The 24015-nt window shown below is 34.9% G+C and carries 19 protein-coding genes; 2 read left to right on the top strand and 17 right to left on the bottom strand.

The window, feature by feature from the left end:
- Positions 1-27 precede the first annotated feature (27 nt).
- From C240_RS13840 to C240_RS13810, 7 genes are all read right to left on the bottom strand, one after another.
- Positions 28-1347, bottom strand: a complete 1320-nt coding sequence (locus tag C240_RS13840) for an amidohydrolase (protein ID WP_271497050.1) — start codon at positions 1345-1347, stop codon at positions 28-30.
- The gene (locus C240_RS13835; protein WP_271497049.1) at positions 1331-3070 is read right to left on the bottom strand and encodes an adenine deaminase; all 1740 of its coding nucleotides are present in this window, start codon (positions 3068-3070) and stop codon (positions 1331-1333) included. The genes C240_RS13840 and C240_RS13835 overlap by 17 nt, the downstream gene beginning before the upstream one ends.
- A gap of 21 nt (positions 3071-3091) precedes the next feature.
- Complete coding sequence (locus C240_RS13830) at positions 3092-4156, bottom strand: ABC transporter substrate-binding protein (RefSeq protein ID WP_271497048.1); 1065 nt, start codon at positions 4154-4156, stop codon at positions 3092-3094.
- A 27-nt stretch (positions 4157-4183) separates the two neighbouring features.
- The gene (locus tag C240_RS13825) at positions 4184-5224 is read right to left on the bottom strand and encodes an ABC transporter ATP-binding protein (protein WP_271497047.1); all 1041 of its coding nucleotides are present in this window, start codon (positions 5222-5224) and stop codon (positions 4184-4186) included.
- 55 nt (positions 5225-5279) lie between these two features.
- On the bottom strand, positions 5280-6059 hold the full coding sequence (locus C240_RS13820) for an ABC transporter permease (RefSeq protein ID WP_271497046.1): 780 nt from the start codon (positions 6057-6059) through the stop codon (positions 5280-5282).
- Entirely contained in the window at positions 6052-6888 is an 837-nt protein-coding gene (locus C240_RS13815) for an ABC transporter permease (protein ID WP_271497045.1), read from the bottom strand. Before C240_RS13815 ends, C240_RS13820 begins: the two co-directional genes overlap by 8 nt.
- 213 nt (positions 6889-7101) lie before the next feature.
- Positions 7102-7521 (bottom strand): YbgA family protein, encoded by a 420-nt coding sequence (locus C240_RS13810; protein WP_271497044.1) that lies wholly within the window; start codon positions 7519-7521, stop codon positions 7102-7104.
- Between the two features lie 163 nt (positions 7522-7684).
- On the opposite strand from C240_RS13810, the gene C240_RS13805 reads away from it, so the two are divergent.
- Positions 7685-9154 (top strand): peptide MFS transporter, encoded by a 1470-nt coding sequence (locus C240_RS13805; RefSeq protein WP_271497043.1) that lies wholly within the window; start codon positions 7685-7687, stop codon positions 9152-9154.
- Positions 9155-9352: 198 nt separating this feature from the next.
- Here the strand turns inward: C240_RS13805 and C240_RS13800 are convergent, their stop codons facing one another.
- The 4 genes from C240_RS13800 to fabF all read right to left on the bottom strand — a co-directional run bounded on the left by C240_RS13800 (position 9353) and on the right by fabF (position 13243).
- The gene (locus C240_RS13800) at positions 9353-10513 is read right to left on the bottom strand and encodes a cation:proton antiporter (protein WP_271497070.1); all 1161 of its coding nucleotides are present in this window, start codon (positions 10511-10513) and stop codon (positions 9353-9355) included.
- 109 nt (positions 10514-10622) lie between these two features.
- Positions 10623-11186: an elongation factor P gene (gene efp / locus C240_RS13795; protein WP_271497042.1), complete on the bottom strand. Its 564-nt coding sequence runs from the start codon at positions 11184-11186 to the stop codon at positions 10623-10625.
- A gap of 382 nt (positions 11187-11568) precedes the next feature.
- A complete protein-coding gene (fabZ, locus tag C240_RS13790) occupies positions 11569-12003 on the bottom strand; it encodes a 3-hydroxyacyl-ACP dehydratase FabZ (RefSeq protein WP_271497041.1) in 435 nt (144 codons plus the stop codon).
- Between the two features lies 1 nt (position 12004).
- Positions 12005-13243 carry a beta-ketoacyl-ACP synthase II gene (fabF, locus tag C240_RS13785; RefSeq protein WP_271497040.1) on the bottom strand — a complete coding sequence of 413 codons (1239 nt, stop codon included), beginning with the start codon at positions 13241-13243 and terminating at the stop codon, positions 12005-12007.
- A gap of 302 nt (positions 13244-13545) precedes the next feature.
- On the opposite strand from fabF, the gene fabI reads away from it, so the two are divergent.
- On the top strand, positions 13546-14298 hold the full coding sequence (gene fabI / locus C240_RS13780; protein ID WP_271497039.1) for an enoyl-ACP reductase FabI: 753 nt from the start codon (positions 13546-13548) through the stop codon (positions 14296-14298).
- Positions 14299-14455: 157 nt separating this feature from the next.
- On the opposite strand, the gene C240_RS13775 is transcribed toward fabI, so the two are convergent.
- From C240_RS13775 to C240_RS13750, 6 genes are all read right to left on the bottom strand, one after another.
- Positions 14456-15802 (bottom strand): glutamate decarboxylase, encoded by a 1347-nt coding sequence (locus tag C240_RS13775; protein ID WP_271497038.1) that lies wholly within the window; start codon positions 15800-15802, stop codon positions 14456-14458.
- Positions 15803-15859: 57 nt separating this feature from the next.
- Positions 15860-16861: a choloylglycine hydrolase family protein gene (locus C240_RS13770; RefSeq protein WP_271497037.1), complete on the bottom strand. Its 1002-nt coding sequence runs from the start codon at positions 16859-16861 to the stop codon at positions 15860-15862.
- 38 nt (positions 16862-16899) lie between these two features.
- On the bottom strand, positions 16900-19326 hold the full coding sequence (locus C240_RS13765) for a YhgE/Pip domain-containing protein (RefSeq protein WP_271497036.1): 2427 nt from the start codon (positions 19324-19326) through the stop codon (positions 16900-16902).
- Positions 19313-20731 carry an amino acid permease gene (locus tag C240_RS13760; RefSeq protein ID WP_271497035.1) on the bottom strand — a complete coding sequence of 473 codons (1419 nt, stop codon included), beginning with the start codon at positions 20729-20731 and terminating at the stop codon, positions 19313-19315. Before C240_RS13760 ends, C240_RS13765 begins: the two co-directional genes overlap by 14 nt.
- Positions 20732-20999: 268 nt before the next feature.
- Complete coding sequence (locus C240_RS13755; protein WP_271497034.1) at positions 21000-22478, bottom strand: helix-turn-helix domain-containing protein; 1479 nt, start codon at positions 22476-22478, stop codon at positions 21000-21002.
- Positions 22479-23277: 799 nt separating this feature from the next.
- Entirely contained in the window at positions 23278-23994 is a 717-nt protein-coding gene (locus C240_RS13750; protein ID WP_271497033.1) for a DNA-binding response regulator, read from the bottom strand.
- Between the last annotated feature and the right edge of the window lie 21 nt (positions 23995-24015).

Here is a 24015-nt window from a genome sequence, read left to right as displayed (position 1 = left end):
TGCGCTAGATTTCCTCTGCTTTTTTCATTATAACTTTTTCGCTTCTATTACAAACTGTTCCATTTCATGATAAAGCGTTGATCTAATCTCTTCTAAATTTTGTTCAACCATTTGTTTTTCATTGACTAATTGTTGCCCATTGACCCAAACTGAAGCTACATTTGCTGCATTAGCAGAATAAACGATCGCAGAATAAGGGTCAAAAATTGGAAACATGTTTACTGATTCCGTTTCAATTATGGTTAAATCAGCTTTTTTGCCGATTTCAATTGATCCCACTTGATCAGCTAACCCCAATGTTTCAGCTCCGCCAATCGTTGCCAAACGAACAATTTCTTTGGCAGGAAATAACGCACGATCGTGGTTGTAGGTTTTATGGGCATTAGCAAACAGCCGCATTTGACTAAAAAGATCTAAGGTATTACCACTACTTGGGCCGTCTGTTCCTAAACCTACAGTAATTCCCTTTTCCAGCATTTGCTTCACAGGAGCTACACCTTTTGCTGATTTCGTATTTGCTCCGATACAGTGAGCAACACGGGCTTTGCCATTTGAAGAAGCAATAATCTCTAAATCCGTCTCTGTTGCCAAAATACAATGTGCTAATATAAACTCTCTATCAAAATAACCAAGGTCATTTAAAAATTCAATTGGCGTTTGTTGGTACTTTTCTTGAAATTCCTCAACTTCGTAAGTCATTTCAGAAACATGCATTGTGATTGGTGCGTTGTATTTTCCACTTAATTCAACAATTTTTCGTAAAATTTCTGGCTGATTGGTATTCGGTGCATGGGGAGCAATAATTGGTGTAACTAATGGATCGTTTTGCCATTTTTCTAAAAACTGCTGGCAATAATTATAGCCACCAGATGGAGTTTGGCTGTCACAAGTTGGCATATCAATAATTGTTTCACCAACCAACGCTCGCATGCCCATTTCTTTACAACTTTCAGCTACTTCATCTTCAAAATAATACATATCGCAAAACGTGGTGACTCCACTCAACAACATTTCAGCAATCGCATATTTACTGCTTGCTTTCACTAACTCTTTGGTCATAAATTGCTCTAAAGGAAATAAAAATCGGCGTAAGCGGTCAGGAACATCATCACCCAATGAACGAAAAGGAATCATTCCAGCATGAGTGTGGGTATTAATCATTCCTGGGATCAATAGGCCATTTTTCCCATCGACGATTTTGTCTGCCAAAATTTCCATTGAATCGAGTTCAAAAGTATGACCAATTTGAGTGATTTTTTCTTCGTCAATCAGTACAAAACCATCTTTGATTTCGGTAAATTCTTTATCCATAGTAAGAACATGAACATGTTTAATTAGTGTTTTCATTTAACAACACCCCGTCTTCAGGAAAAATCAGCGGATAAAATTCTTGTGTTTTGGTATTCATCATACCCTTATCAGTAACTTTAATTGCTGGTGAAACTGGCAATGACAGTGTGGAGAAAGACATAATTTCATTCATATTTTTGTAACCTAACGCTTGCATACTTGAGCGAACCTTTTGCAAATCTCTACCCAATTCTTCAATTGGCGCTTGAGATAAAATCCCACCAATCGGCAATGGACATTTTCCCGTAATCGAGCCATTTGAAGCAACAATATAACCACCTTGAATGGCTAACAATTCATTTTGCGCATGAATAATGTCTTCCACATTATTCCCCATCACCATGACATTATGATGATCGTGCGCCCAAGTAGTTGCAATCGCACCTTGTTCAGTGATTGGTTGGTCCATTAATGAAAAAGAGATATTGCCATTTTTACCATACCGTTCCATGACAATTAACAATGAACAATTTGCTTCCTGCCATTGTAAAATCCCATTTTTTACCGGAATCTCTTTTGTAATACGTTCAGTAAATGTCCCAATTTCTTGTTTTTGAATTACATTGCAACGAACGGATGCTTTTTCAGTTGCTACTCTAATCAGTAAATCTTCGGCTTTAAACGGTTTGCAGCGAACGGACTGTTTGTAACTTTCCGGAAAATGTTCAATTACGCTAGGATACTCTATCTTAGCTCCTTTTTCATAAACTTTTTCCCCAGATTTGTAGACTGCATCAAACGTAAAATCTTCTAAATTACTTAATAAAATAAAATCAGCATTGCGTCCTGGTGCAATTTCACCGCGATCATGGAAACCCATCCGTCTTGCTGGGGTATAGGTCGTCATGTAAATCGCTTTTTCAATTGGTAAACCGGCCTTTACTGCTTTTTTTACGTTTTCGTTTAAATGACCATGTAGCAAATCATCCGCCATCACATCATCTGTAATAATACTGGCTTGTTCATAAAAATTATTTTCTATAATTACTTGCATGTTTTCTGGTGTGATTGATTTGTTTTGAAACTGAATAAAAACGCCCGCTTCGATTTTTTCTTTTAATGAATCTGGAAATTGGTGTGTATGATCTGAGGTAATGCCGCTAAACAAAAATGCTGCCAGCTCTTCCTCATATATTTTAGGACAATGTCCTTCTAATGGCATAGTTGGGCGTTCTTTTTTACATAAATCAATAATTTGGCGAATTAAAGATTCCGGTTCATAAGCAATTCCTTTAAAATTCATTGCTTCTCCTAAACAGACAATCTTTGGATTTTTCAATAATTCACGCACTTCCGGTAAACCAATGATTCCACCTGTCGTTTCCAACTCTGGCGTTGTTGATGGCACTGATGAAGGAATGGCATGAAATATATCCAATTCCGTTTCTGCTTTCATAAACTCATCTAAACCTTCTAAGCCAAATACATTAGCCATTTCATGTGCATCTGCTACAACAGTTGTTACACCATAACGTAAAACTGCTTTTGAGAAAATCGTCGGTGTCGTCATCGAACTTTCAATGTGCATATGTACATCAATCAAGCCGGGAATCATGTATTGATTCTCGGCTTTGATGATTGTTTTAGGCGTTAAGTTTTTCAGCTCAGATGCACTAATATAGTAAAATTTTCCATCTTTAATTGAAACATTCTTTTTTACAAATGTTTGCGTTGCTGTTTGGAAAACCCAAACATCTTGAATAATCATATCTACGTTCATACTTATCGCCTTCCTCGTTCTCTATTGGTTCATTGTACGGTTCCATTGGTCAACCCAATTAGATAAGTTTTCATTGATAAATACAAAGTCCACTGTTTTTGCACGGTCAGCTACTGCACCATACGTTTTATTTTTAGCTTGTTCTTCATCAAGGGTTACTTTGCTGTTGGTTGGTCCTTCGTTTAGTGAAATAGCTTTTGTTTTTTGTGATTCTTCACTAATACGATCATTAACAAACGCATAAGCTAATTCTTTATTTTTAGCATTTTTAGGTACATTAATTGTATTGTAGTTTGCATATGTGCCACTTTCAGGAACAACATAAGTTGCATTTTCAGACGCTCCCTGAATAATATCAACAGCAAAATCAGCTACAACAGCTACTTCAATTTCGCCAGACTGGAACATGTTAGCTAAATCAGATGATTTCGAGTATGTTTTAACAACATTTGGTTTTAGTTCTTTCATAGCTTCAAAAGCAGCTTCGCCTTTGTCTGTAGTGATATCTACACCTGCATGATCGCTAGCAATATATAACATCAATGGTCCAGCAGTTGTTGAAATATCAGGAACGGAAATTTTCCCTTTTAGATCAGATGACCATAAATCATCCCAGCTAGTAATGTCTTTACCTAATTTTTCTTTGTTATAAACGATGCCTATACTGTTAACTGCAATCGGAACCCCTGCGCCGCTCTCATAAACTTCTTTAGCACCAGTCGTTAACTCTTTGATATTTGGTACTTCTTTTTCAGTAATCTTTTCAAAAAGCCCTTCTTCATTACCTTGGGTTGCATTCGCTTGTGCTAACTCAATAACATCAATGCCTGCATTGGGATTGTTCAATAGTTTTGTATAACGGTCAGCGCTATTACCAACTTCTAAAGTAACTTTTGCATCATTGGATTCTTCAAATGGTTTAATGATATCTTTTTTCACAATATCTTCGCTTAATCCAAAAGTAGACACAACTAATGCGTTACTTCCGCTTTTGCTGTCACTTTTTGTATCCGCCTCACTATTACCGCAAGCCGCCATAAGTAATGTTGCTGTTGCTAAAACACCGATCATTAATTTCTTTTTCATGCTGTCTGTATCTCCTTCATTTATCGTTTATTTTTCTAAAATAACTAATTTATCTGCTGGAAAAGCCAGATGGATAGTTGCTTCTGTTTCATAAATTTGTTCGCTTGTTCCATTAACTAGTAATTTCCCTAGAGATGTTTGGACTTCATATTGGTAACTTTTTCCTAAAAAGGTTCTAACAACAACTGTTCCTTCAATAGAATCATCAACAGATTCTGGTACAATTTCAATATCTTCTGGACGAATTGTTGCTACGATTTCTGCTGTAGCTGGTTCAGGATTAGTCGTTGTAAATACTTGCCCACCAACACTGCTGTATTGTCCTTCTGCGGTTTTCTTAACATCGAAGAAGTTTTCAAAGCCGATGAAATGAGCAACAAATTTTGTTTTTGGTAAACGGTAAATCTTTTCGGGTGAATCATATTGCTCAATAACACCATTATTCATGATGGCAACTTTATCTGAAATCGAGAAACATTCTTCCTGATCATGAGTAACAAAAACAGTTGTGATGCCTAACTGCTGCTGAATTCGTTTGATTTCGATTCGCATCGCTACTCTTAGTTTTGCATCCAAATTACTTAATGGCTCATCCAATAATAATAATTTAGGTTCAATAATCAAGGCACGCGCTAAAGCCACACGTTGTCTTTGCCCGCCTGAAAGTTGTTTAGGATAACGATCCCCAAGGTTTTCTAAACCGCAAACTTCCAGCATTTTTGCAACTTTTTCTTGCATAGCAGCTTTTGATTCTTTTCTTAATTTCAACCCAAAAGCAACATTTTCTGCAATAGTCAAATGAGGAAATAAAGCATAACTTTGAAACACCATACCAAAATTTCGTTTGTGAACAGGCACTTTCGTTAATTCTTCATCATCTAATTCAAAAGAACCGTCATTGGGCTTAATCAGGCCTGCAATGACACGCAGCGTGGTTGTTTTACCACAGCCGCTAGGTCCAAGCAGAGAAACTAGCTCCCCTTTTTCCATCGAAATACTTAAATCTTTTAATATATCTTGTTTCCCGTCATAGCTGACACGGATATCTTTTAAATCAACAAAAGTCAAAATTTTCTCCTCTTTCTACCTATAAGTCCGGAATCTATTGTCCCTTTAATTTAAACTACGCAATCGAAGCCAATCCCAATGTTTTTTCGATCAAAAACATTAAGCCCATCGTCAATAGCATCAACATTACTGATATAGCTGAAACTGTCGGATCATAGTTGTACTCCATATAACTCAACAATGAAGTCGGCAACATCGTCACGCCTGGACCAGATAAAAACATCGAAACCGGTACATTATTGAATGAATTTACGAAAGCCAACATAAATGCCGCAAAAATACCGGAAGAAACATTCGGTAAAACGATTTGAATAAACGCACGAGTTCTGGTACAGCCTAAGGTCCAAGCTACTTCTTCCATTGAATAATCCAATTGCTCCATACTAGAACCAACTACCCGAATAATATATGGCAAACTAATCAGGAAATGCCCTATTAGCAGACCTTGAAAAATCGGCAAACCTAACTTAATCACAATATATTGAAACAACGTGTAACCGACCACAATTCCCGGAATCACAGTTGGCGACAAAAAGAAACTTTTAATGAAATTCCGACCTTTTACTGAATAACGGGCCAAGGCATATGAAGCTGGAATTCCAACAACTAAAGCTAATGCCGTCGCTAATACGCCGATGCTTAAGCTTAATTTAAAACTATTCATAAACGTTTCTGACTGCAACGCTTTCCCATACCAATCCAACGTAAAGCCTTTAATTGGAAATTGAATAGCCGCAGCTGTTCCAAACGAAGTAACCACAATTAAACACAGCGGTAAAAATAAAAATAAGAATACTAGGATCGCAATCAACGACATCCCTTTTTGTTTACGCATTGTTTGCTTCTCTCCTATCAACTTTTTTCGCTAGTAAATCCAATAATTTCATCACGATTAAAGTAACCACAATCATAATCAGCGCTAATACGCTGGCTGCACTCCAATCACCTAAAGTATTGGCTTTTTGATATAAAAACGTAGACATCATCATTTTTTGATTCCCGCCTAATAGCTGCGGTGTCGTATACGCAGTCAATGTGCCAGTAAATACTAAGACGCTCCCAACAATCGTGCCCGGGATAGATAACGGTAAAACCACTTTACGAAAAGCTGTAAAAGGGCTTGCTCCTAAGGTTTCTGCGGCTTCTAACATCTCACCTTCAATATTTTCCATAACACCGACTAGCGTCATAATCATAGTAGGTAAAAATAAGTAAACTGAACCGATAATAATAGCAAATTCTGTATAAAGTAAATTCAACGGTTCAGAAATTAAGCCAGTATTTAACAATAATGTATTAACCACACCTGTTTTACCAAGAATGTTGATCCACGCAAAACTACGAATAACGGAATTTGTCAGCAATGGAAATAGTGTCATCGCCATCAAGATACCACGCCATTTTTTGCTTACTCCTGCGATAAAATATGCTGTTGGAATCCCAAGTAAAATCGAAATAAACGTTACAATCAATGAGACTCTAATCGTGCGCCAAAAGATCGACATATTGTAGTCATCTTTAAAAAACGTGAGATAATTGTTAAGCGTCACCCCTTGATCGGTAAAAATAGTTGGTAAAATGCTAGTTACTAAAGGAATCATTAAGAAAAATAATAATAAAATCATTCCAGGTGCCACAATAAAATACGGAACATTCTTGTTCATTCATACACTCCTCGTTCGTTTTTCCACTGATTTAGTATAATCATTTTCTGAACGTTTTTCAATATGTTTTTTCAATTTATAAAATAAACATTCGGTTATTAACAAAAAACGAACGAAATAAAAATAAAAACAGCAGAACTAAACAAAAATAACGAACATAAAGTCGTATTTTGCTAATTCTCCTGATTTTTACTAATTATTTAGTTATGTCCTTTAATGAAAAAGTAATCGTGATTGAAGTAAATATTCTTCTTGATATTTTAACGATAATTCTTGTAAAAACGGGAGTAACCTATCTTGTTCTATTGAAAAATTATCAACTAATTTTTGGTATTTTTTCTGCTCATCTTCTGTAGCTTTATTTTTAAAGTATCCCCAAATATGTTGATATGCATTTAAACTATTGCCTTTTTTAGCTGGTTCAGCAAGAGCATGCTGAATGTAAAAACGAAACTGCAGCTCCTTTTCATCACTCCAATTATGATCTGCAAACAATGCACGGATAGCTTTATAGTCTGGTTGAGATTTTGAGAGAACTAAATATTTTAACTCGGCCCATTCCATCTGTTTTTTTGCAATTTCTTTCAAAATGATACGCCCTTTCAATTGTTTTATACCTTTATTTTCTTCCAATTATTAAAATTAAATGAATATATATCCGTTTTTTCTTATACACTAATCATGGAAATTTATGCTGAATAAAAGAGTAGAAGTTTACAATATATTACATATATTTTTCAGAAAACACTTAAATCTTGAATTTTCTGAATATTAAAAAAGAATTGAGGTTTTACTTATGAACGAGCAGCAGCTAGACAAATCATTTTTGGGTCAGCCAAAAGGACTGTCTACACTCTTCTTCACTGAAATGTGGGAAAGATTTAGTTATTATGGTATGCGCGCTATTTTACTCTATTATATCTACGATACGGTAGCAAACGGGGGATTGGGGCTACCTAAGGAAACTGCATTAGCAATTATGTCAATTTATGGATCACTAGTTTTTATGTCAAGTATTGTCGGAGGCTGGATTTCTGACAGGGTTTTAGGTGCCAGAAAAACCGTCTTTTTCGGCGGCGTATTTATTATGGTTGGTCATATTGTCTTAGCAACTCCTTTTGGTGTCGCAGCTTTATTTCTTTCCATTTTACTAATTGTGATTGGGACAGGCATGCTAAAACCAAATGTTTCTGGTATGGTCGGACATTTATATTCAGGAACAGATAATCGACGTGATGCTGGTTTTTCTATTTTTTATATGGGTATTAATATTGGTGCATTGATCGCTCCTTTTATTGTAGGAACGCTAGGCCAAACATATAATTATCATATTGGTTTTTCTATTGCAGCATTTGGTATGTTTTTCGGCTTATTACAGTACTATTTCCAAGGAAAAAAATCTTTGGCTAATATTGGTTTAGCACCAACAAATCCAATGGATACAATAGAAAAGAAAAAATTCTTACGCTCATTTTTTATCGCTATTATTGTGGCAATCGTCATTTTCGGCGGTGCTTTTCTGACAGATCATTTAACGATTGATTTTTTTATCAACACCGTTAGTGTCCTTGGTATTTTGTTACCTGTTTACTATTTTATTAAAATGCTAACTTCAAAAAATGTTACTGCTGAAGAAAAACCGCGAATTCTTGGCTATATTCCGCTCTTTATCGCCGGAATTATTTTCTGGTCATTAGAGGAACAAGGTTCTTCTATTTTAGCACTTTTTGCAAATGAACGAACAAATGAAACATTATTTGGTTTTCATATTGCTTCAAGCTGGTTTCAATCATTAAACCCGATTTTCGTTGTCATATTAACGCCAATCTTTGTAACTCTTTGGACAAGATTAGGTAACAGACAGCCATCAACTGTCGTCAAGTTTTCCCTTGGTTTAGTTATTACGGGACTTTCTTTTATTCTATTGATGTTTCCAGGATTACTATATGGAACAAGCGGTCGTGTAAGTCCGTTATGGCTATTCTTCGCTTTCTTTATTATGATTATAGGTGAAATGTGTATTTCTCCTGTTGGTTTATCAGTTACCACAAAATTAGCACCAAAAGCATTTGAATCTCAAACAGTGGCAATTTGGTTATTGGCCGATGCAGCTTCACAAGCGATTAATGCGCAAATTGCTCGTTTTTACACACCGCAAACTGAGTCAGCTTACTTCGGTATTGTTGGTGCAGTGGCAGTAGTTGCCGGAATTATTCTATTCCTAGTAAAAAATCCAATAAAAAAATTAATGGGTTCTGTTCGTTAAATAATTATAATAAATAAAGCGTGAGTGGGACAAAACTAAAAATCAGTTTTGTTTCACTCACTAGATCCGAATAAACGGCGAGAAAAAAGCAGCTCCTTCGGAAATAAGCTGAAATTCACAAAAATTTGAAGAGCAATTTTCGTGAATCCCTTCTTATTTCTCGGAGCTAAACGCTTTTTGTCTCAGCCTCGCTTTTTCTTAGTATTTTAGTGTGTCTTGTTTAACAATCGCTGCTTTCAATAGCAATGGTGCAATAATTGTCGTTAAAATAATCACCATAATCACTGAAGAATAATACTCTTCCGAAAGAAAACTAGATGTCAATCCGACTTGCGCGATAATCAACGCCATTTCGCCCCTAGAAACCATTCCCGAACCAATAACTATGGTAGAAATCCCCTTAAATCCTGTAAAACGTGCGCCAAGTGCACCGCCGACTAATTTCGACACCACAGCAACCACAGTTAATAACAAGATAAATAGAAAATGTTTTGACATGCCAGCAAACGTCATATTTAGTCCAATCGAAACAAAAAACATTGGAATGAAAACAGCATAACCAATCGGCTCTAATTTTTCATCCACACGCTTGCGATAACCTGTTTGAGCAATCGCTACTCCAGCAAAAAAAGCACCGATAATCGCTCCCATATCCAACATCTCAGCAAAATAGGCAAATCCTAAACAAATCACTAAAGAAAAGGCTGAAACTGCTTCTATGGCAATTAACTTTTCACTTAGATTTAGAATCCGAGGAACCAACCATTTGCTTGCTGCAAAAATAACCATAAAGAAAAAGACTTTTAGCAACAACACTTCCCATATCGGCAAACCATTATCTGGTGAAGATTGATTCATCAAACTTAACATAATTCCTAAAATCAAAACGACTACAATATCATCGACCACCGCTGCTCCAAGAATCGTAGCGCCTTCTTCAGTATCAATTTTCTTCAAATCTTTTAAAACTTGTACTGAAATACTAACCGAAGTTGCACTAAATAATACACCCAGAAAAATCGATTGCTGCATTGAAAAATTGAAGATTTCTCCAACTCCAAAACCCATTACTGCTGGAAATAAAATCCCCATCAAAGCAACTGCCAAAGCCGGTCGCCAATATTTCTTCAATAATTCCAAATCACTTTCCAAACCAGCAATGAACATTAAAATAATCACGCCAATTTCAGAAAAATAATGCATAAATTCATCAGGTTTCACCCACCCTAGTAACGCAGGTCCAATGATAATACCAACCAATAATTCCCCAATTACAGAAGGAATCCCTACACGGTTACAAAAATGCCCCGCCAGCTTTGTAAATAACAATACCAAACACAATGTCAATAAAAATTCCATCATTACCTCACTTCTTAATAGACACCTATACCAATTTCTAATTTAATCATCAAAAAATAAAAAAACAGCTGACAGATTCATCTAGCAATTGTCAGCTGTTTAAGTTCAACTATTTTGAAGCACGTTTTAAATAAGTGCCTTCTTGTGTGTTGATTTCTAGTAATTCATCTGCTTCGATAAAGTCAGGAACGTTTACGACTAAACCAGTTTCCATTACAGCAGGTTTACCAGAACCTGAAACAGTTGCACCTTTGATTGATGGTTGTGTTTCTTGTACTTTTAAAATAACAGTTGTAGGTAAAGTTACCCCAATTACTTCAGAACCGTAAAATTGGATTTTTACTTCCATGTTTTCTAAAAGATATTTTAATTCATCTTCAATAACAGATGTTGGGATTTCGTATTGTTCGTATGTTTCTAAGTCCATGAAATTTGCTGTATCATCTTGGCTATATAGATACTGAACAGGTTTGCTTTCGATGAAGGCTTTTTTTACTTTATCATCTGGACGCATTGTTGTATCTGTTGTCGCACCAGTGCGGACATCTTTTAATTTCATACGCATAACGGTATTACCTTTGCCTGGTTTGTGGTGACTAGCTTCCATTACACGGATTAATTTACCGTCTTGTTCAAATGTCATTCCTGCTTTAAGATCACTTACTGCTATCATTTTTATAGCTCTCCTTCTTTAAAGTCAGATAGCCTGCTTTTTTCTATGTCAGAGAAAAAGGAACTATCTGCTTTTCTATTAAAAATTCTTCTCAACCATTGTAGCAGATTAGCTGCGGTTATTCTAGAGAATACGCGTTTCTAAACAAATTTTTTTTCATGCTATCTATATGTATTTAGAAAAATTTAGTAGCCTGTAAATATTTGGTTAATGATTAATTTACCATTGTTTAAGCTGTAATAAATAACAAAAATGTGCGGAACAAAACTAAAAATCAGTTTTGCTCCACACACTAGATCCGAATAGACGGTGAGAAAAGGGGCTACCACACTTACTTCTTTGGGCTAAACACTTTTATCTCAGTCTATTTAGTTGATTTTCCTTATCTACCAACGATAAATGTCAGTTCACATTCACAAACTTTTTTATCTTCAACATAAGCTGTTGCTTTACCAATTCCAACATAATCTCTGATTTTAACAATTTCAAAGTGAAGTTTTAATACATCACCCGGTACAACTTTTTGACGGAATTTTGCTTTATTGATTCCTCCAATATAAGCTGTTTCGCCTTCAAATTGTTCCATTTTTAGAATTAGAATCGAGCCAACTTGAGCTAAAGCTTCAATAATTAAAACGCCCGGCATTGTTGGGTTTCCAGGGAAATGTCCTTGGAAAAATTCTTCGTTGATTGTAACGTTTTTTGTAGCGATAATTTTTTTCTCCGGAATAATTTCATCCACATAATCGATATAACAAATCGGGTAACGATTCGGGATCATTTCCATAATTTCTGTTGCGTTCATTAATCTTGCCATTTTAGTTTTCCTCCCATTTTTTCATACAAATTACGCCGTTATGCCCACCAAAACCAAAAGAATTACTAATGGCATAGGTCGCATCAATCGTGCGTGCTCCATCTGTTACATAATCTAAATCACATTCAGGATCTGCAGTTTGATACCCTTGCGTTGGGTGTGCTTTTCCTTCTTGCAATGTCTTCACACAAGCAATTGCTTCAATACCGCCAGCTGCTCCTAGAAGATGTCCGGTCATACTTTTAGTGCTAGAAATTGGAATTTCATAAGCACGTTCACCAAATACTCGTTTTAAAGCTGCCGTCTCAGCGGCATCATTGGCTGGCGTTGACGTACCATGAGCATTTACATAACCAACTTCTGTCGTTTGAATTGCTGCTTCTGCCAAAGCCAGCTCAATCGCATCAGCGGCTCCGCTACCGTCTTTTAAAGGTGCTGTCATATGACTAGCATCGCAATTGCTACCGTAACCGACAATTTCACCTAAAATCGTTGCACCGCGTTTTTGTGCATGCTCCAGCTCTTCCAGCATTAACATACCAGCACCTTCGCCCATCACAAAGCCATGTCTTTCTTTATCAAAGGGAATAGAAGCCCGTGTCGGATCTTCTGTCGTATTCAACGCGCTTAATGCTGCAAAACCAGCAATACCAATTTCGCAAATCGTTGCTTCCGTTCCGCCTGTAATCATCATGTCAGCAAGTCCGTACTTAATTGTGCGGAAAGCTTCACCAATCGCATTTGTTGCTGAGGCACAAGCCGTCACGATTGTTTGAGAAGGTCCTTTTGCCCCTAATTTGATTGAAATATTTCCTGAAGCCATATTTGCGATAACCATTGGTACAAAAAATGGTGTTACTCGTTTGGCACCTTTTTTATCCATCACTCGAACTTGATCTTGTAAAGTTGTCATTCCACCAATACCACTGCCGACGATTACGCCAAAACGTTTTGGATCAATCTTGTCATAATCTAAGCCGCTCATCATCCACGCTTCAGATGCAGCTACTAGACCATATTGTGAAAATAAATCCATTCGTTTTTGTTCTTTTCGATCAAGAACAGTGCTTGGATCAAAATCTTTAACTTCACCAGCAAGTGAAACGCCAGTATCTTCTGAATCAAACTTAGTAATTTTCCCGATTCCAAGCTTTCCGTTTACTAAATTCTGCCAGTATTCTTTGACGGTATTTCCTAAAGGGGTAACTGCCCCCATTCCAGTTATTACAACTCGCTTCATCGTGCACCTCCACTATTGTTTTGACTGTCAAAATAAAAAAAACTTGCTTAACCAATACTTTTTTGTTTAAATTTAAGTAAAATAGTTTGACTTTCAAAGTATTTTGGTTAATAATTCAGACATCGATAAAATGTCTGTCTCATTGTGATTATTATTTAGAGAATTATATTATCATTCTCACACAGATAATACCAGTTGCAATTTTATCCGTCAACTTAAATAAAGTCAGTTATTGAGATTTTATTAATAGGTGTACCACTATTTACGTACTAAAATAATTATTAAAAAAGGAGAAATTTTAAATGTTTTTAAAAAATAAAAAAATTGTCGTAATGGGCGTAGCCAACAAAAAAAGTATTGCTTGGGGATGTGCCAAAGCTTTGAAAGAACAAGGCGCTGATGTTATTTATACTTATCAAAACGAACGTATGAAAAAGCAATTATTAAAATTAGCTGAACCAACTGATTTACTAGTAGAGTGCGATGTTGCCTCTGACGAATCAATCGCTGAAGCGTTTAAAACAATCCAAGCGAAATACGAAAAAATTGACGGCTTAGTTCACGCAATTGCTTTCGCCAACAAAGAAGAACTAGATGGAAATGTTAGTGACATCAGCCGCTCTGGTTTCTTATTAGCGCAAGATATTAGCAGCTACTCTCTTTTGGCTGTTGCACATTACGCAAAACCTATGCTTAACCCAGGATCAGGGATCGTTACAATGACTTACCTAGGTTCTGAACGAGCTATCCCTAATTACAACATGATGGGAATTGCCAAAGCTTCTTTAGAAACAGCAGTAAAATATCTAGCTTATGAATTTGCTGTGGACAAAATCCGTGTCAACGGTATCTCGGCAGGTGCGATTAAAACACTAGCTGTAACTGGCGTAAAAGATTACGATCAATTAATTAAACTATCAGAAGACCGCACTCCTGACAAAGCAGGTGTTACCATTGAAGAGGTCGGAAATACTTGTGCCTTTTTAGTCAGTGAATTAGCCGCTGGGATCGTCGGAGACATCATTTACGTTGATAAAGGTGTTCATTTAACTTAAGCACCTAAATACGTTCTAATATAGCTAAAATAGCGACTCACAGCACATTCATCTTTCTAGCAAAAAAATAAGACGCCAGGCACGTTTTCACACCGTTTACCTGACGTCTTATTTTTTAATTAGTTACAGCTATATTGCTATTTTATTAGCACTATTTTTAATGAGTAAATCCGTGAACTTTTTCACCGCTGTCATGCCCTAAAACAGTAGCAGTTGCTAACTCTTTGATTGCTTCATTAAAGTCTTCAACCATTTCTTCTGCCATCGGCATTGTTAAATCAGCACGACAAACGAAGCGTTGGATAATTACATTGTCCATATCTTTTGGTAATGGATATGCTGGAACTTGCCATCCTTTCATCAGTAAACGGTCAGCTAAATCATATAGCGTCCATTTCACATCTGCATCTGCTTTTAAGGTATAACATACAATCGGGATATTTGAGCCATCATTATAGATTCTAAATAAACCAGTGTCTTCAACTGCTTTTGCTAAATACATAGCCACTTCTTTCGTTTCTGTATGAACTTGACGATAGCCATTATGTCCTAGTTTTAAGAACATGTAATATTGACCGATAATTTGACTGGCACTTCTTGAGAAGTTAATTGCCATCGTCGGCATATGTCCGCCAAGATAACTAACATCAAAGATTAATTCTTCAGGTAAATATTCACGATCTTTCCAAATTACCCAACCAACACCTGGATAAACTAAACCATATTTGTGTCCAGAAGTATTAATTGAAACAACATTTTTTAAGCGGAAATCCCAAGCTAATTCTGGATTAACAAACGGAACAAACATTGCACCACTTGCACCATCGATATGAATAACTAGGTCAGCGTTATGTTTGGCATTATAATCTTCAACCATCTTGTCTAACGTTTCAATATCATCAAATTTACCAGTATAAGTGATACCTAAAATCCCTACAATCCCAATCGTATATTCATCAACATAATCAAATACTCGATCTAAGTCTAAACTTAAATGATCTGGGTCAACAGGGACTTCTCTTAATTCAACATCCCAATAAACCCCGAATTTTTCCCAACAAACTTGGAATCCTGCTGAAATAACTAAGTTAGGTTTTCTTTTCGTTACATCGATGCCTTTTTTCTCAGCTAGATGGCGCCATCTAAATTTCATGGCCATCCCTCCTAGCATACATGCTTCACTTGAACCTACTGTTGAAGTTCCAATGAAGTTTTCAGTTGGTGCATTCCATAGGTTTGCTAACATATTTACACAAGAAGATTCTACTTTAGCTGTTCTTGGATATTCTGATTTGTCGATAGCATTTTTATCTAACGTTTCAGACATTAGTTTTATCGCTTCATCGTCCATATAAGTTTGGCAAAACGTTGCTAAATTTTGTCTGGAGTTCCCTTCGTCAATTAAATAACTTTTGATTGCATCATACGCAACATCTGAGCCAATTCCATCTTCGAAAAATGTATTTGATGGTAATTTTTGATTTGAAAAGTCTTTATTTGTCATAGTAATCCATCCTATTCTTTATTTATTTTTTTATTATTAATAAAAAGCTGCAATAAGTTATAACCTTGTGTTCAATACATCAAATGATTCAGTGTCTCCTTGATATTTAAAGACAATTGGCTCTTTTTTACTTAGCAGCTCTTTATCTAGAACCAGCTTCGTAATTTGATGATTTTCATAAGATGTATAATAGTATGTTTGAGTATTATTTACCATTGTTCCTGAATATAATGAGTAATCTTCTTCGCCATTTTGAGTAACGACGATCCCTTTAGGAATTCGAACTGTATTCAAAATGTGCTGTGCATTATTAACACCTTCTGTTTCATCTTTTGCAGGCTCGATATGTTCTTTAAAGAACGCTGCACGGACAAAACGTTCCGGCGGTGTATAACCACCCGGCAAGCCCATTGTTCCTGTTCCTTGAGAAAACGGTTCTGCCACGTATTCACCAAAGGTTTCCGGTGCATATTGTTTAGGTCTAACCGGTAAATAATTTCTTAAGTTTTCAATATGCCATTCTAGTTGAGGTGTATTCGTCATCACGCCAACTGGATTTTCTTTTGGTTTTAAATGCTTTTCTGTCGGTTCAATAACAGTGCTATTGCCTTCAGCATCTGTAATAATCCAATGAAGCGGCGTAACGATGTTAAGCAATGGAGCAGCCACTCCGACAATATTTAATGTACCAATATTTTTCTTCACATCTTCCACAGAAGTCATATTTCCTAGAAGCCAAAGAATCACTTCATGCGGTGCTAAGTTAATACTGTTACTTTCGGTGTAATCCTGATACTTCGCTTCTCCTGGAAGGTATAATTCAGCTACAGAAAGTCCATGTTCATTAACGCCATCTGCAACAAAGTACCCCTCTCCCAATAAACGTCCTGCACCAATAAAACCATAATCTGACTTATGTTTTTTATTATCAGCTACAGATTCCCATTTATATTCTGCCGGAATATAAATGGGACGAGCATCTAAGGGAAATGAAAAATCCATCGTCCTAGATAAAAGATATTTTCCGTCTAACGTCTTAGTAAAAATACTAGTACACATATAAAACCATCCTCCTCTTTTATCCTTTATTTGTATTTTTAATTCTCCAAACCTTGTAATTTTTGATTGTCATTCAATACAGAGACATTTTCCAAGTGTTTCTTTTGTAAAATATGCATTGAATAACGTAGTAGTGCTACAAAAACAATGGTTAATACGATTAAAACTAAAATACTCTTCGTAAATAACGGTGTCCCAATCCCTCCAGAGATCGCCTCTCTAAATGCATAAACTGAGTAAGACATCGGAAGATATGGATGAATTGCTTTAAAGAATGGCGCCTGCAACTGAATTGGGAAGGTACCACCCGCACCACCTAATTGTAGTACTAATAGAATCATCGCAACGAAACGGCCTGGATTATCAAAAGTCATTGCCAAGAACATTGTAATTGCCATGTATGACCATGCACTAACAAATGCTGTTAGGAAAAATTGGAAAAGATTGTCTACATGTAAACCGATTAGCAACATAACACTTGCCTGAATCAGCGCCATCATACTTGAAACGCCAAATCCTAGACTAACTTTACTCAACCACCAAGCACCGCTTGATTGTCCTGCCATAGAAATTTTTCTGATTGGATAAACAAAGTTGAACAACATTGAACCTACGAATAATGCAAGTGACATAATATATGGAGCTAACGCTTCACCATAATTTGCAACTTTACTATATTCATCATTGGTTAATTTTGTTGGTGCTGCAAACTGATCAATGTTTTTCTTCGTAATTTTTATTGTTGAGCTTTCACTAACACCTTCATCTAATGCAGAAGCTAATTCTTTTGCTCCATCTTCTAACTGATTGATTCCACTCATCAATTCAGGTGAGTTTTCATTTAATTCTGCTAATCCAGCTTGTAATTGATCTGCACCTGTGTTTAACTGATCTACCCCACTTGATAAAGTCGGAATTTGACTTTGGAGTTGATCTAAACCAGAAGTTAATTGACCGCTTCCGGTCGCTAGCTGATTCACACCTGCTAAAGCGGTTGGTAATCCTGTAGCCACAAGATTTAAATCAGAACTAATTGCATATAAGTTATTCGTTAAGCCAGCTGCACTTCCTGAACTTGGAACTTGATTCAATAAAGATTCAAACGTATTGACTCCTGCTTGGATACTAGCTACAGAAGCTGATACCTGTTGAGAAGATGCCGCCATTGCATTAGCTATATTACTTACATCATTTGCTGATACAGATAATTCAGTTGCTCTAACACTCAATGTATTTAATTCTGCTTCAACAGCTGCTAAAGACGTATTAATTTGTGAAGTAGCAGCAGCAATTTGTTCGTCTAAAATTGCATCTACTTTACTGCTAATCGCACTTACAATACTAGCTTTTTCGTTATCTGGAATAGTTGTTGGTGCTAGTAAACCTGCTACATAAGAATCAATATCTGTTTGAATTTTTTGAATTTGTAGGTTCGCACCACTTAAACTATTACTTGCAACAGTCGCTTGATTCGCTACTGCAGTTGCATCGCCCGAAATTCCTAATAATTTGTCTTTGTTTGTAATAATTGATTCGATTTCATTTCTAATATTTTGTAAATCATTGTCCAAAACTACTTTTACGTTAGGGTCTAAATTACTTTCAAAAGTAGCCAAAGCATTAGCTAAATCTTGTGTTCCAACAGCCAATTGATTTAAACCAGCATCAATGTTAGTCACATTATTTTGAACGGGTGCTAAAGCACTATTGACCTGGTTCAAAGCAGAACTTAATTGATTAGATCCACTATCTAACTGTGAAACACCAGATGCCAATGGACCAATACTTGAAGCTAATTGTCCTGTTCCATCTGCCAATTGATTAGAACCGTCGTCAGCTTGAGAAACACCATCCGTATATTGTTTCAATCCTGTCTGGAGTTCTCCGCCACCATCTGCTAATTGATCTGCACCACTAGCCGCTTGGCCGAGAGCACTAACTAATTGTCCTCCAGCTTCCACAACAGCCGTTGCATATGCTTCAACAACTTGTTCTCTGACTTGCGTTTCCAAAGCAGTAGCACCAACTGTTGAAATTTCATCAGCAATATAGTTTAGAGAATCGTTAGTTGTATAGACGATCTCCATTTTTTGAGGCGTTTGATTAATAATACTCGCTGCATTTTTTGAAAAATCTTTGGTAATAGTGACAATCATGTAATATTTTAAATCTTTCATACCTTGTTCAGCTTCTTCTTTTGAGACAAACTGCCAATCTAGTTGATGATCTTTTTTCAAATTATCAACAACTTGTTCACCAACATTCATTTTCTGACCTAATAATTCTGTTGGCTGGTCTTCATTTACCACGGCTACAGGCAAGTCTTTTGCCCGACCATAAGGGTCCCAAACTGATTTATCAAAAATTGATGAGTACAAAATCGGTATAAATGTAATTGCAATAACCGAAATTAGTAAAATTTTATTGCGAAATAAGTTAATCCATTCTTGTTTAGCCATTTTCATGATGTTTCTCTCCTTTCAGTTTATTTTTCTTACTATAGAACTGATAAAAAATCAGCGGAGCGACTAATGTCACAATATAGCTAAAAATTAACGTAGTAATATATGTTTGTCCTTCTGACTTGCTCATTGAATCAGGTATGATGAATGCTGTTATAATGGCAGCAATTGAAACTAATAGCCCTACACCTGAAACAAGAACTTTCACGACTTGACCACCTGGAATTTGGTAATCTCTTTTTAACTCTTTCTTTTTGAATACAACAACTAGATACGCGATGAAAAATAGTATATAAGCACTTAAATAAATAACTACTGTCAATGAAATAGCTGTTTGGAATGAGACATTTCCGCCTGAACTACCTGAACCTAAAGTTAAAATAGCTGCCCAAACAGTTACAACAATTCCTTGAACCATAAGTATTGGTACTGGAACCTCATAATCATTTGTTTGTGCATATCTTTTTGGCAACAAGCCTTTTGAAGCTACAAATTGCAACCCTTCTGTTGGACTGACAATCCAAGAACTGACTTGAGCCATTACACCAAATGAAACCAAGAAACCTAAAATAATAACTAATGGAGAATTTTTCCCTGGTGAAACTAGCACTTGAAAGGCTTCAACAACTCCTTTATTCGCTGAAATGTTTCCATGTAAAACCATTGATACAACACTTCCGCCAATTGTACTAAGAACCACCCCTACAATAACTAAGATAAACATAATTTTGGGATAATTTTTCTTAGGGTCATCCAAATCAGTAATATGCGGAGCTGAAGCTTCCACCCCCATATAAGCAAGAACAAATGATACTAATGCTGCGATATTGCTTTTATCTGGTAAAAAGTGACTATTTGTGAAATTGGTTGAGATTGGATTTCCTGAGGCAATATATTTAATCGCCAATACCAACATAATTAACACTGGAACAACAATCCCAATTGAAAAACCATATTTTGCAACTTGTTCTGTTATCTTTGTTCCTTTAAATTGAAGAAGTGTCAATAACCAAAAGATTGCAATAACACTAACAAATTTTACAGCTACATTATTGTTTAATACCGGTATATTTAAAACATCAGATACCGTTCCAATAATGAAGTAAATCATTGTTACAAAACCTACAGTAACTTGAAACCATTGAAAAAAGATTGCTGTAAAACCAAATTTTTCACCAAGCGGTTCACCCACCCAGCTGAAAATCCCACCTTCTTGATAACCTTCTATCGTTGCAAGTTCTGCTGAACTTAATGCAACAGGTAAAAACCAAAATAGTCCACAAAGTAATAAGAAAAAGATTAACGTCTTACCTGAATCAGCAAAAGTTGGATATTCATAGACAGTTATAAACAACGAAGCTGTCATCGCAAAAAATCCAAACCTTGATAATTGTTTTTTTTCCTTCATCACATCTTCATCCCTTCTATTAAATTTCATTTCATAGTTTTATTATAAAGTCTTTTTCTCCTCCAAAATCTGCTTTTCTGACTTTTTCAACGAAGCATTTCCGGCAAAATAACACTATTCTTTAACGTTTATTCAATATAATAAGAAAAGAATCTATTATTGATATTTTTTTGTCTTTTAGCAAGACAAAAAAACGCTCATTAGATGTCTATTTTTTTAAAATAGTTTTCTAATGAGCGCTTGTTTATTTAATTAAAGTAGATTATTTCTAAAGTAATCCTTCAATATAATTTCTAATAGCACTAATATCTCTTTTGTTCAGAGGATAATTTATAACGATCGTTTTTTCATCATTCGGTTTACTGATAATGTTCGTTAGAATCAAGTCAGGATTTTGTAAATAATTCATCTCGACAAACTCAATATTAAACTGATCGCTAAAGTAATTAGCTATATAATTTTTTATCTCATCTTCGAGAATTTCTGGTCCAGAAGTCCGTAGATATATTTTTATATATTTTTCGTAAACAACACTGTTTTTAACAGCTGACAGTACCATAAAATATCTTTGAATTAAAAAAATTTTTTCTAAAAACAATTCATTGCCGCTTTTAATGTACAATTGGTCTATAAATCCTTGAATTTTTCTTATGTAATTTGGAAAATGTTCAGAAATATACTCATAAAAATAATTAGAATTATAGTCAAAAGTTACATTCTTATACATTTTAGCAAACAAGTGGCTCCTAAAAACGTGCATGAAAACTGATTCATATTTATTCTTAGGTATTTCAGAAATTGATTTTGAAAATTCTTCCATAAATAGTCCCGTCGTTGAAAAGATATCTGAGCCATTATCTCTATGCGTTTTGATTATATAATTACGTAAACTGCTTTGACTATAAAAGTAGGCTCTCATGGTCAACGAAAGTGCTAAAAAACGAATTTCTGCTACAGAGAATATCTGATGATTGTTATAAATTTTACCTAGCACTGACAATATTTGTGAACTATCATCTTTAGGTAAATAAGGGTCCCACTCCTCTTTAAATACCACTTCGTGTTTTTTTCGAAACCTTACGATACCTATAAATAACATAAAAAATATTTCTCTTCGCTCTATCGTGTTAAGATTTAAATATAAAGTTTCAGCCATTAAATCAATACCACTATTAATTTTAGCCTCATCCATACTAGCCAGCATCTTTAAATTATCATCTAAACTATATAACATCCAAGTAACACTATACATAACCACCCTAACTTGATGTTCTTCCCCTGTCACAGAAAAACTTCTAGTGGAAATACCTAAATTAAAATCTGTCAAAAATTTTTCAACTTTTTTAAGTGATGACAAAACAGCATTTTTTCCTAAATCATTTTTTTTCGTATAGTCATTCACAGAAGTATATTTATCAAATAATAGCGCAACCAGTAATTGTACATTTTCATCATTTTTACAAATATAGTTTTTCAATAAAGAAAAATTCGCATTTTGATCAATAATTAACTTCATACCTTTATTCTTTTTAACTTTTAAAATAAAATAATGCCCCTCTAACCTTGTATACTCCTCAATCAAATCATACACCATATTTATATACCGCTGAGTACTTCTTTCTACAAGATCCAATTCCAAACTTATTTCTTTGACGCTATACCATCTTTCTTCTTGAGAGATACTAGTTATTATTTTTAAAAGTATTTGGTTTCGATTATTCAATATAGAACATAATTTGCTATCCATAAACTATTTGCCTCCCCCACTTAAAGACCATCAAAAATTTTGCAGCCAATAAAACAACGAGCCAGATAATTACTCTTCATACCTATTGTTTAATAGCGTTAACTGTCCTATAAAACAACATTAAATTACAAACGTTCTTTTTTATGAATACATTCTAGCTATCACATCCGCTATTTTCAGCTTAATTTTCTCTATTTAGTCTATTTCATTTTGTTTAAATTCCTATCATTTAAATCATTTTAAATTTATGATTATCAAATAAATTCAAATTAACTTCCTATCCTAACAACCAGCACCATATAAGCTATACCATATCGATTTTAAATTCCACATTTTATTTATTTAAAATAAAAAAACAATGATTTTATTTTAAATAAAGAAAGATCTAACTGTTCTTATAAAGTATACATGCATTATCTAGAAAGTACAAAAATTAAGTCGCAAACACTACAAACACAGTAAAAAAATGATTTAAATCGTCATTAATTACTAAATCAGAACTATTCATTTCTATTTTTCATTTCAAGAAAACAATTAATTTTTTTTATTATCGAAAATAAAAAAATATGATAAAACACCAAAAAAACAACTATACCAATTTTTTATCTATCTATTATCAAAAATATAACGATCCACCATTTCTTCAAATCCTGTTTTCAAAACTAGTTAACAAAATTCAATTACTAGTTATATAATGAAAATATACAAAAAAGATACGATCAAAACTCTAAAATCATATCTTTCGTTTTTTCTACTATTCTATTTTATTTTCTTCAACTATTTTAACTGTTACGATTAATTAAACTGATAACATATAGCCTTTTAAGCGAATTGTCTTAATATATATTGGTTTATCCGGATCAATCTCAACTTTTTTTCTTAAATGAGATACCAAGTTGGCCAAACGGAAAGTACTGTACTCCGTTTCTTTTTCCCAAACTTGTTGAAATAATTCTTCATACGTTACTACTTGATTAGGAAATTTTATCAATAACGATAATGCTCTATACTCTAAACGAGTCAAGAGTATATCAGCTTTGCCAGCGATTTTTACCCCCATGATATCTGGAAGTAATTTAATCGAACGTTTCTCAAAATCAGACTCAGATGAATTATTGATGGCAGCTTTCCTTGACCATCCATCATTACTCTGTCCCTGCAGACGGTCCAGTTCCATTCTAACTAGTAAAGCCAGTTCATCAGCTTCGATCTTTGTTTCTACTGTGCCTTTCGCACCTAATTGTAAATAAATTATTCGATTGTTTTTTCTAGAGTCTTTTGATGCAATCCAAATTAAGCCATTTGAAATACTTTTTACCTGTATAATCAACTCACAAGTTTTGCCTATATTATCTGAGTTTACTTCTTCTATAATGACTGCATCCATTTCTTGAATATTTTCTTCTGTGACTTGATCGATATTTAATAATGAAACATTACAATTTTCATTAGTTAATGCATGTACATATTCATCAAATGATCGGTCTACAGATGAAACAATTGCTATATTATACATTTATTTGACTTCCTCCTTCAC

This window comes from Enterococcus sp. 5H (assembly GCF_028128615.1).
GTDB lineage: Bacteria > Bacillota > Bacilli > Lactobacillales > Enterococcaceae > Enterococcus_L.
The sequence above is the reverse complement of the archived record's forward strand: the minus strand, read 5'-3'. Positions and strand labels throughout refer to the sequence as shown.

Excerpts from the sequence above, each read along its gene's own strand:
- C240_RS13840 (WP_271497050.1), bottom strand. The coding sequence starts at position 1,347 with ATGAAAACACTAATTAAACATGTTCATGTTCTTACTATGGATAAAGAA.
- C240_RS13835 (WP_271497049.1), bottom strand. The coding sequence starts at position 3,070 with ATGAACGTAGATATGATTATTCAAGATGTTTGGGTTTTCCAAACAGCA.
- C240_RS13830 (WP_271497048.1), bottom strand. The coding sequence starts at position 4,156 with ATGAAAAAGAAATTAATGATCGGTGTTTTAGCAACAGCAACATTACTT.
- C240_RS13820 (WP_271497046.1), bottom strand. The coding sequence starts at position 6,059 with ATGCGTAAACAAAAAGGGATGTCGTTGATTGCGATCCTAGTATTCTTA.
- C240_RS13815 (WP_271497045.1), bottom strand. The coding sequence starts at position 6,888 with ATGAACAAGAATGTTCCGTATTTTATTGTGGCACCTGGAATGATTTTA.
- C240_RS13805 (WP_271497043.1), top strand. The coding sequence starts at position 7,685 with ATGAACGAGCAGCAGCTAGACAAATCATTTTTGGGTCAGCCAAAAGGA.
- C240_RS13800 (WP_271497070.1), bottom strand. The coding sequence starts at position 10,513 with ATGGAATTTTTATTGACATTGTGTTTGGTATTGTTATTTACAAAGCTG.
- efp (WP_271497042.1), bottom strand. The coding sequence starts at position 11,186 with ATGATAGCAGTAAGTGATCTTAAAGCAGGAATGACATTTGAACAAGAC.
- fabZ (WP_271497041.1), bottom strand. The coding sequence starts at position 12,003 with ATGGCAAGATTAATGAACGCAACAGAAATTATGGAAATGATCCCGAAT.
- fabF (WP_271497040.1), bottom strand. The coding sequence starts at position 13,243 with ATGAAGCGAGTTGTAATAACTGGAATGGGGGCAGTTACCCCTTTAGGA.
- fabI (WP_271497039.1), top strand. The coding sequence starts at position 13,546 with ATGTTTTTAAAAAATAAAAAAATTGTCGTAATGGGCGTAGCCAACAAA.
- C240_RS13775 (WP_271497038.1), bottom strand. The coding sequence starts at position 15,802 with ATGACAAATAAAGACTTTTCAAATCAAAAATTACCATCAAATACATTT.
- C240_RS13770 (WP_271497037.1), bottom strand. The coding sequence starts at position 16,861 with ATGTGTACTAGTATTTTTACTAAGACGTTAGACGGAAAATATCTTTTA.
- C240_RS13765 (WP_271497036.1), bottom strand. The coding sequence starts at position 19,326 with ATGAAAATGGCTAAACAAGAATGGATTAACTTATTTCGCAATAAAATT.
- C240_RS13760 (WP_271497035.1), bottom strand. The coding sequence starts at position 20,731 with ATGAAGGAAAAAAAACAATTATCAAGGTTTGGATTTTTTGCGATGACA.
- C240_RS13755 (WP_271497034.1), bottom strand. The coding sequence starts at position 22,478 with ATGGATAGCAAATTATGTTCTATATTGAATAATCGAAACCAAATACTT.
- C240_RS13750 (WP_271497033.1), bottom strand. The coding sequence starts at position 23,994 with ATGTATAATATAGCAATTGTTTCATCTGTAGACCGATCATTTGATGAA.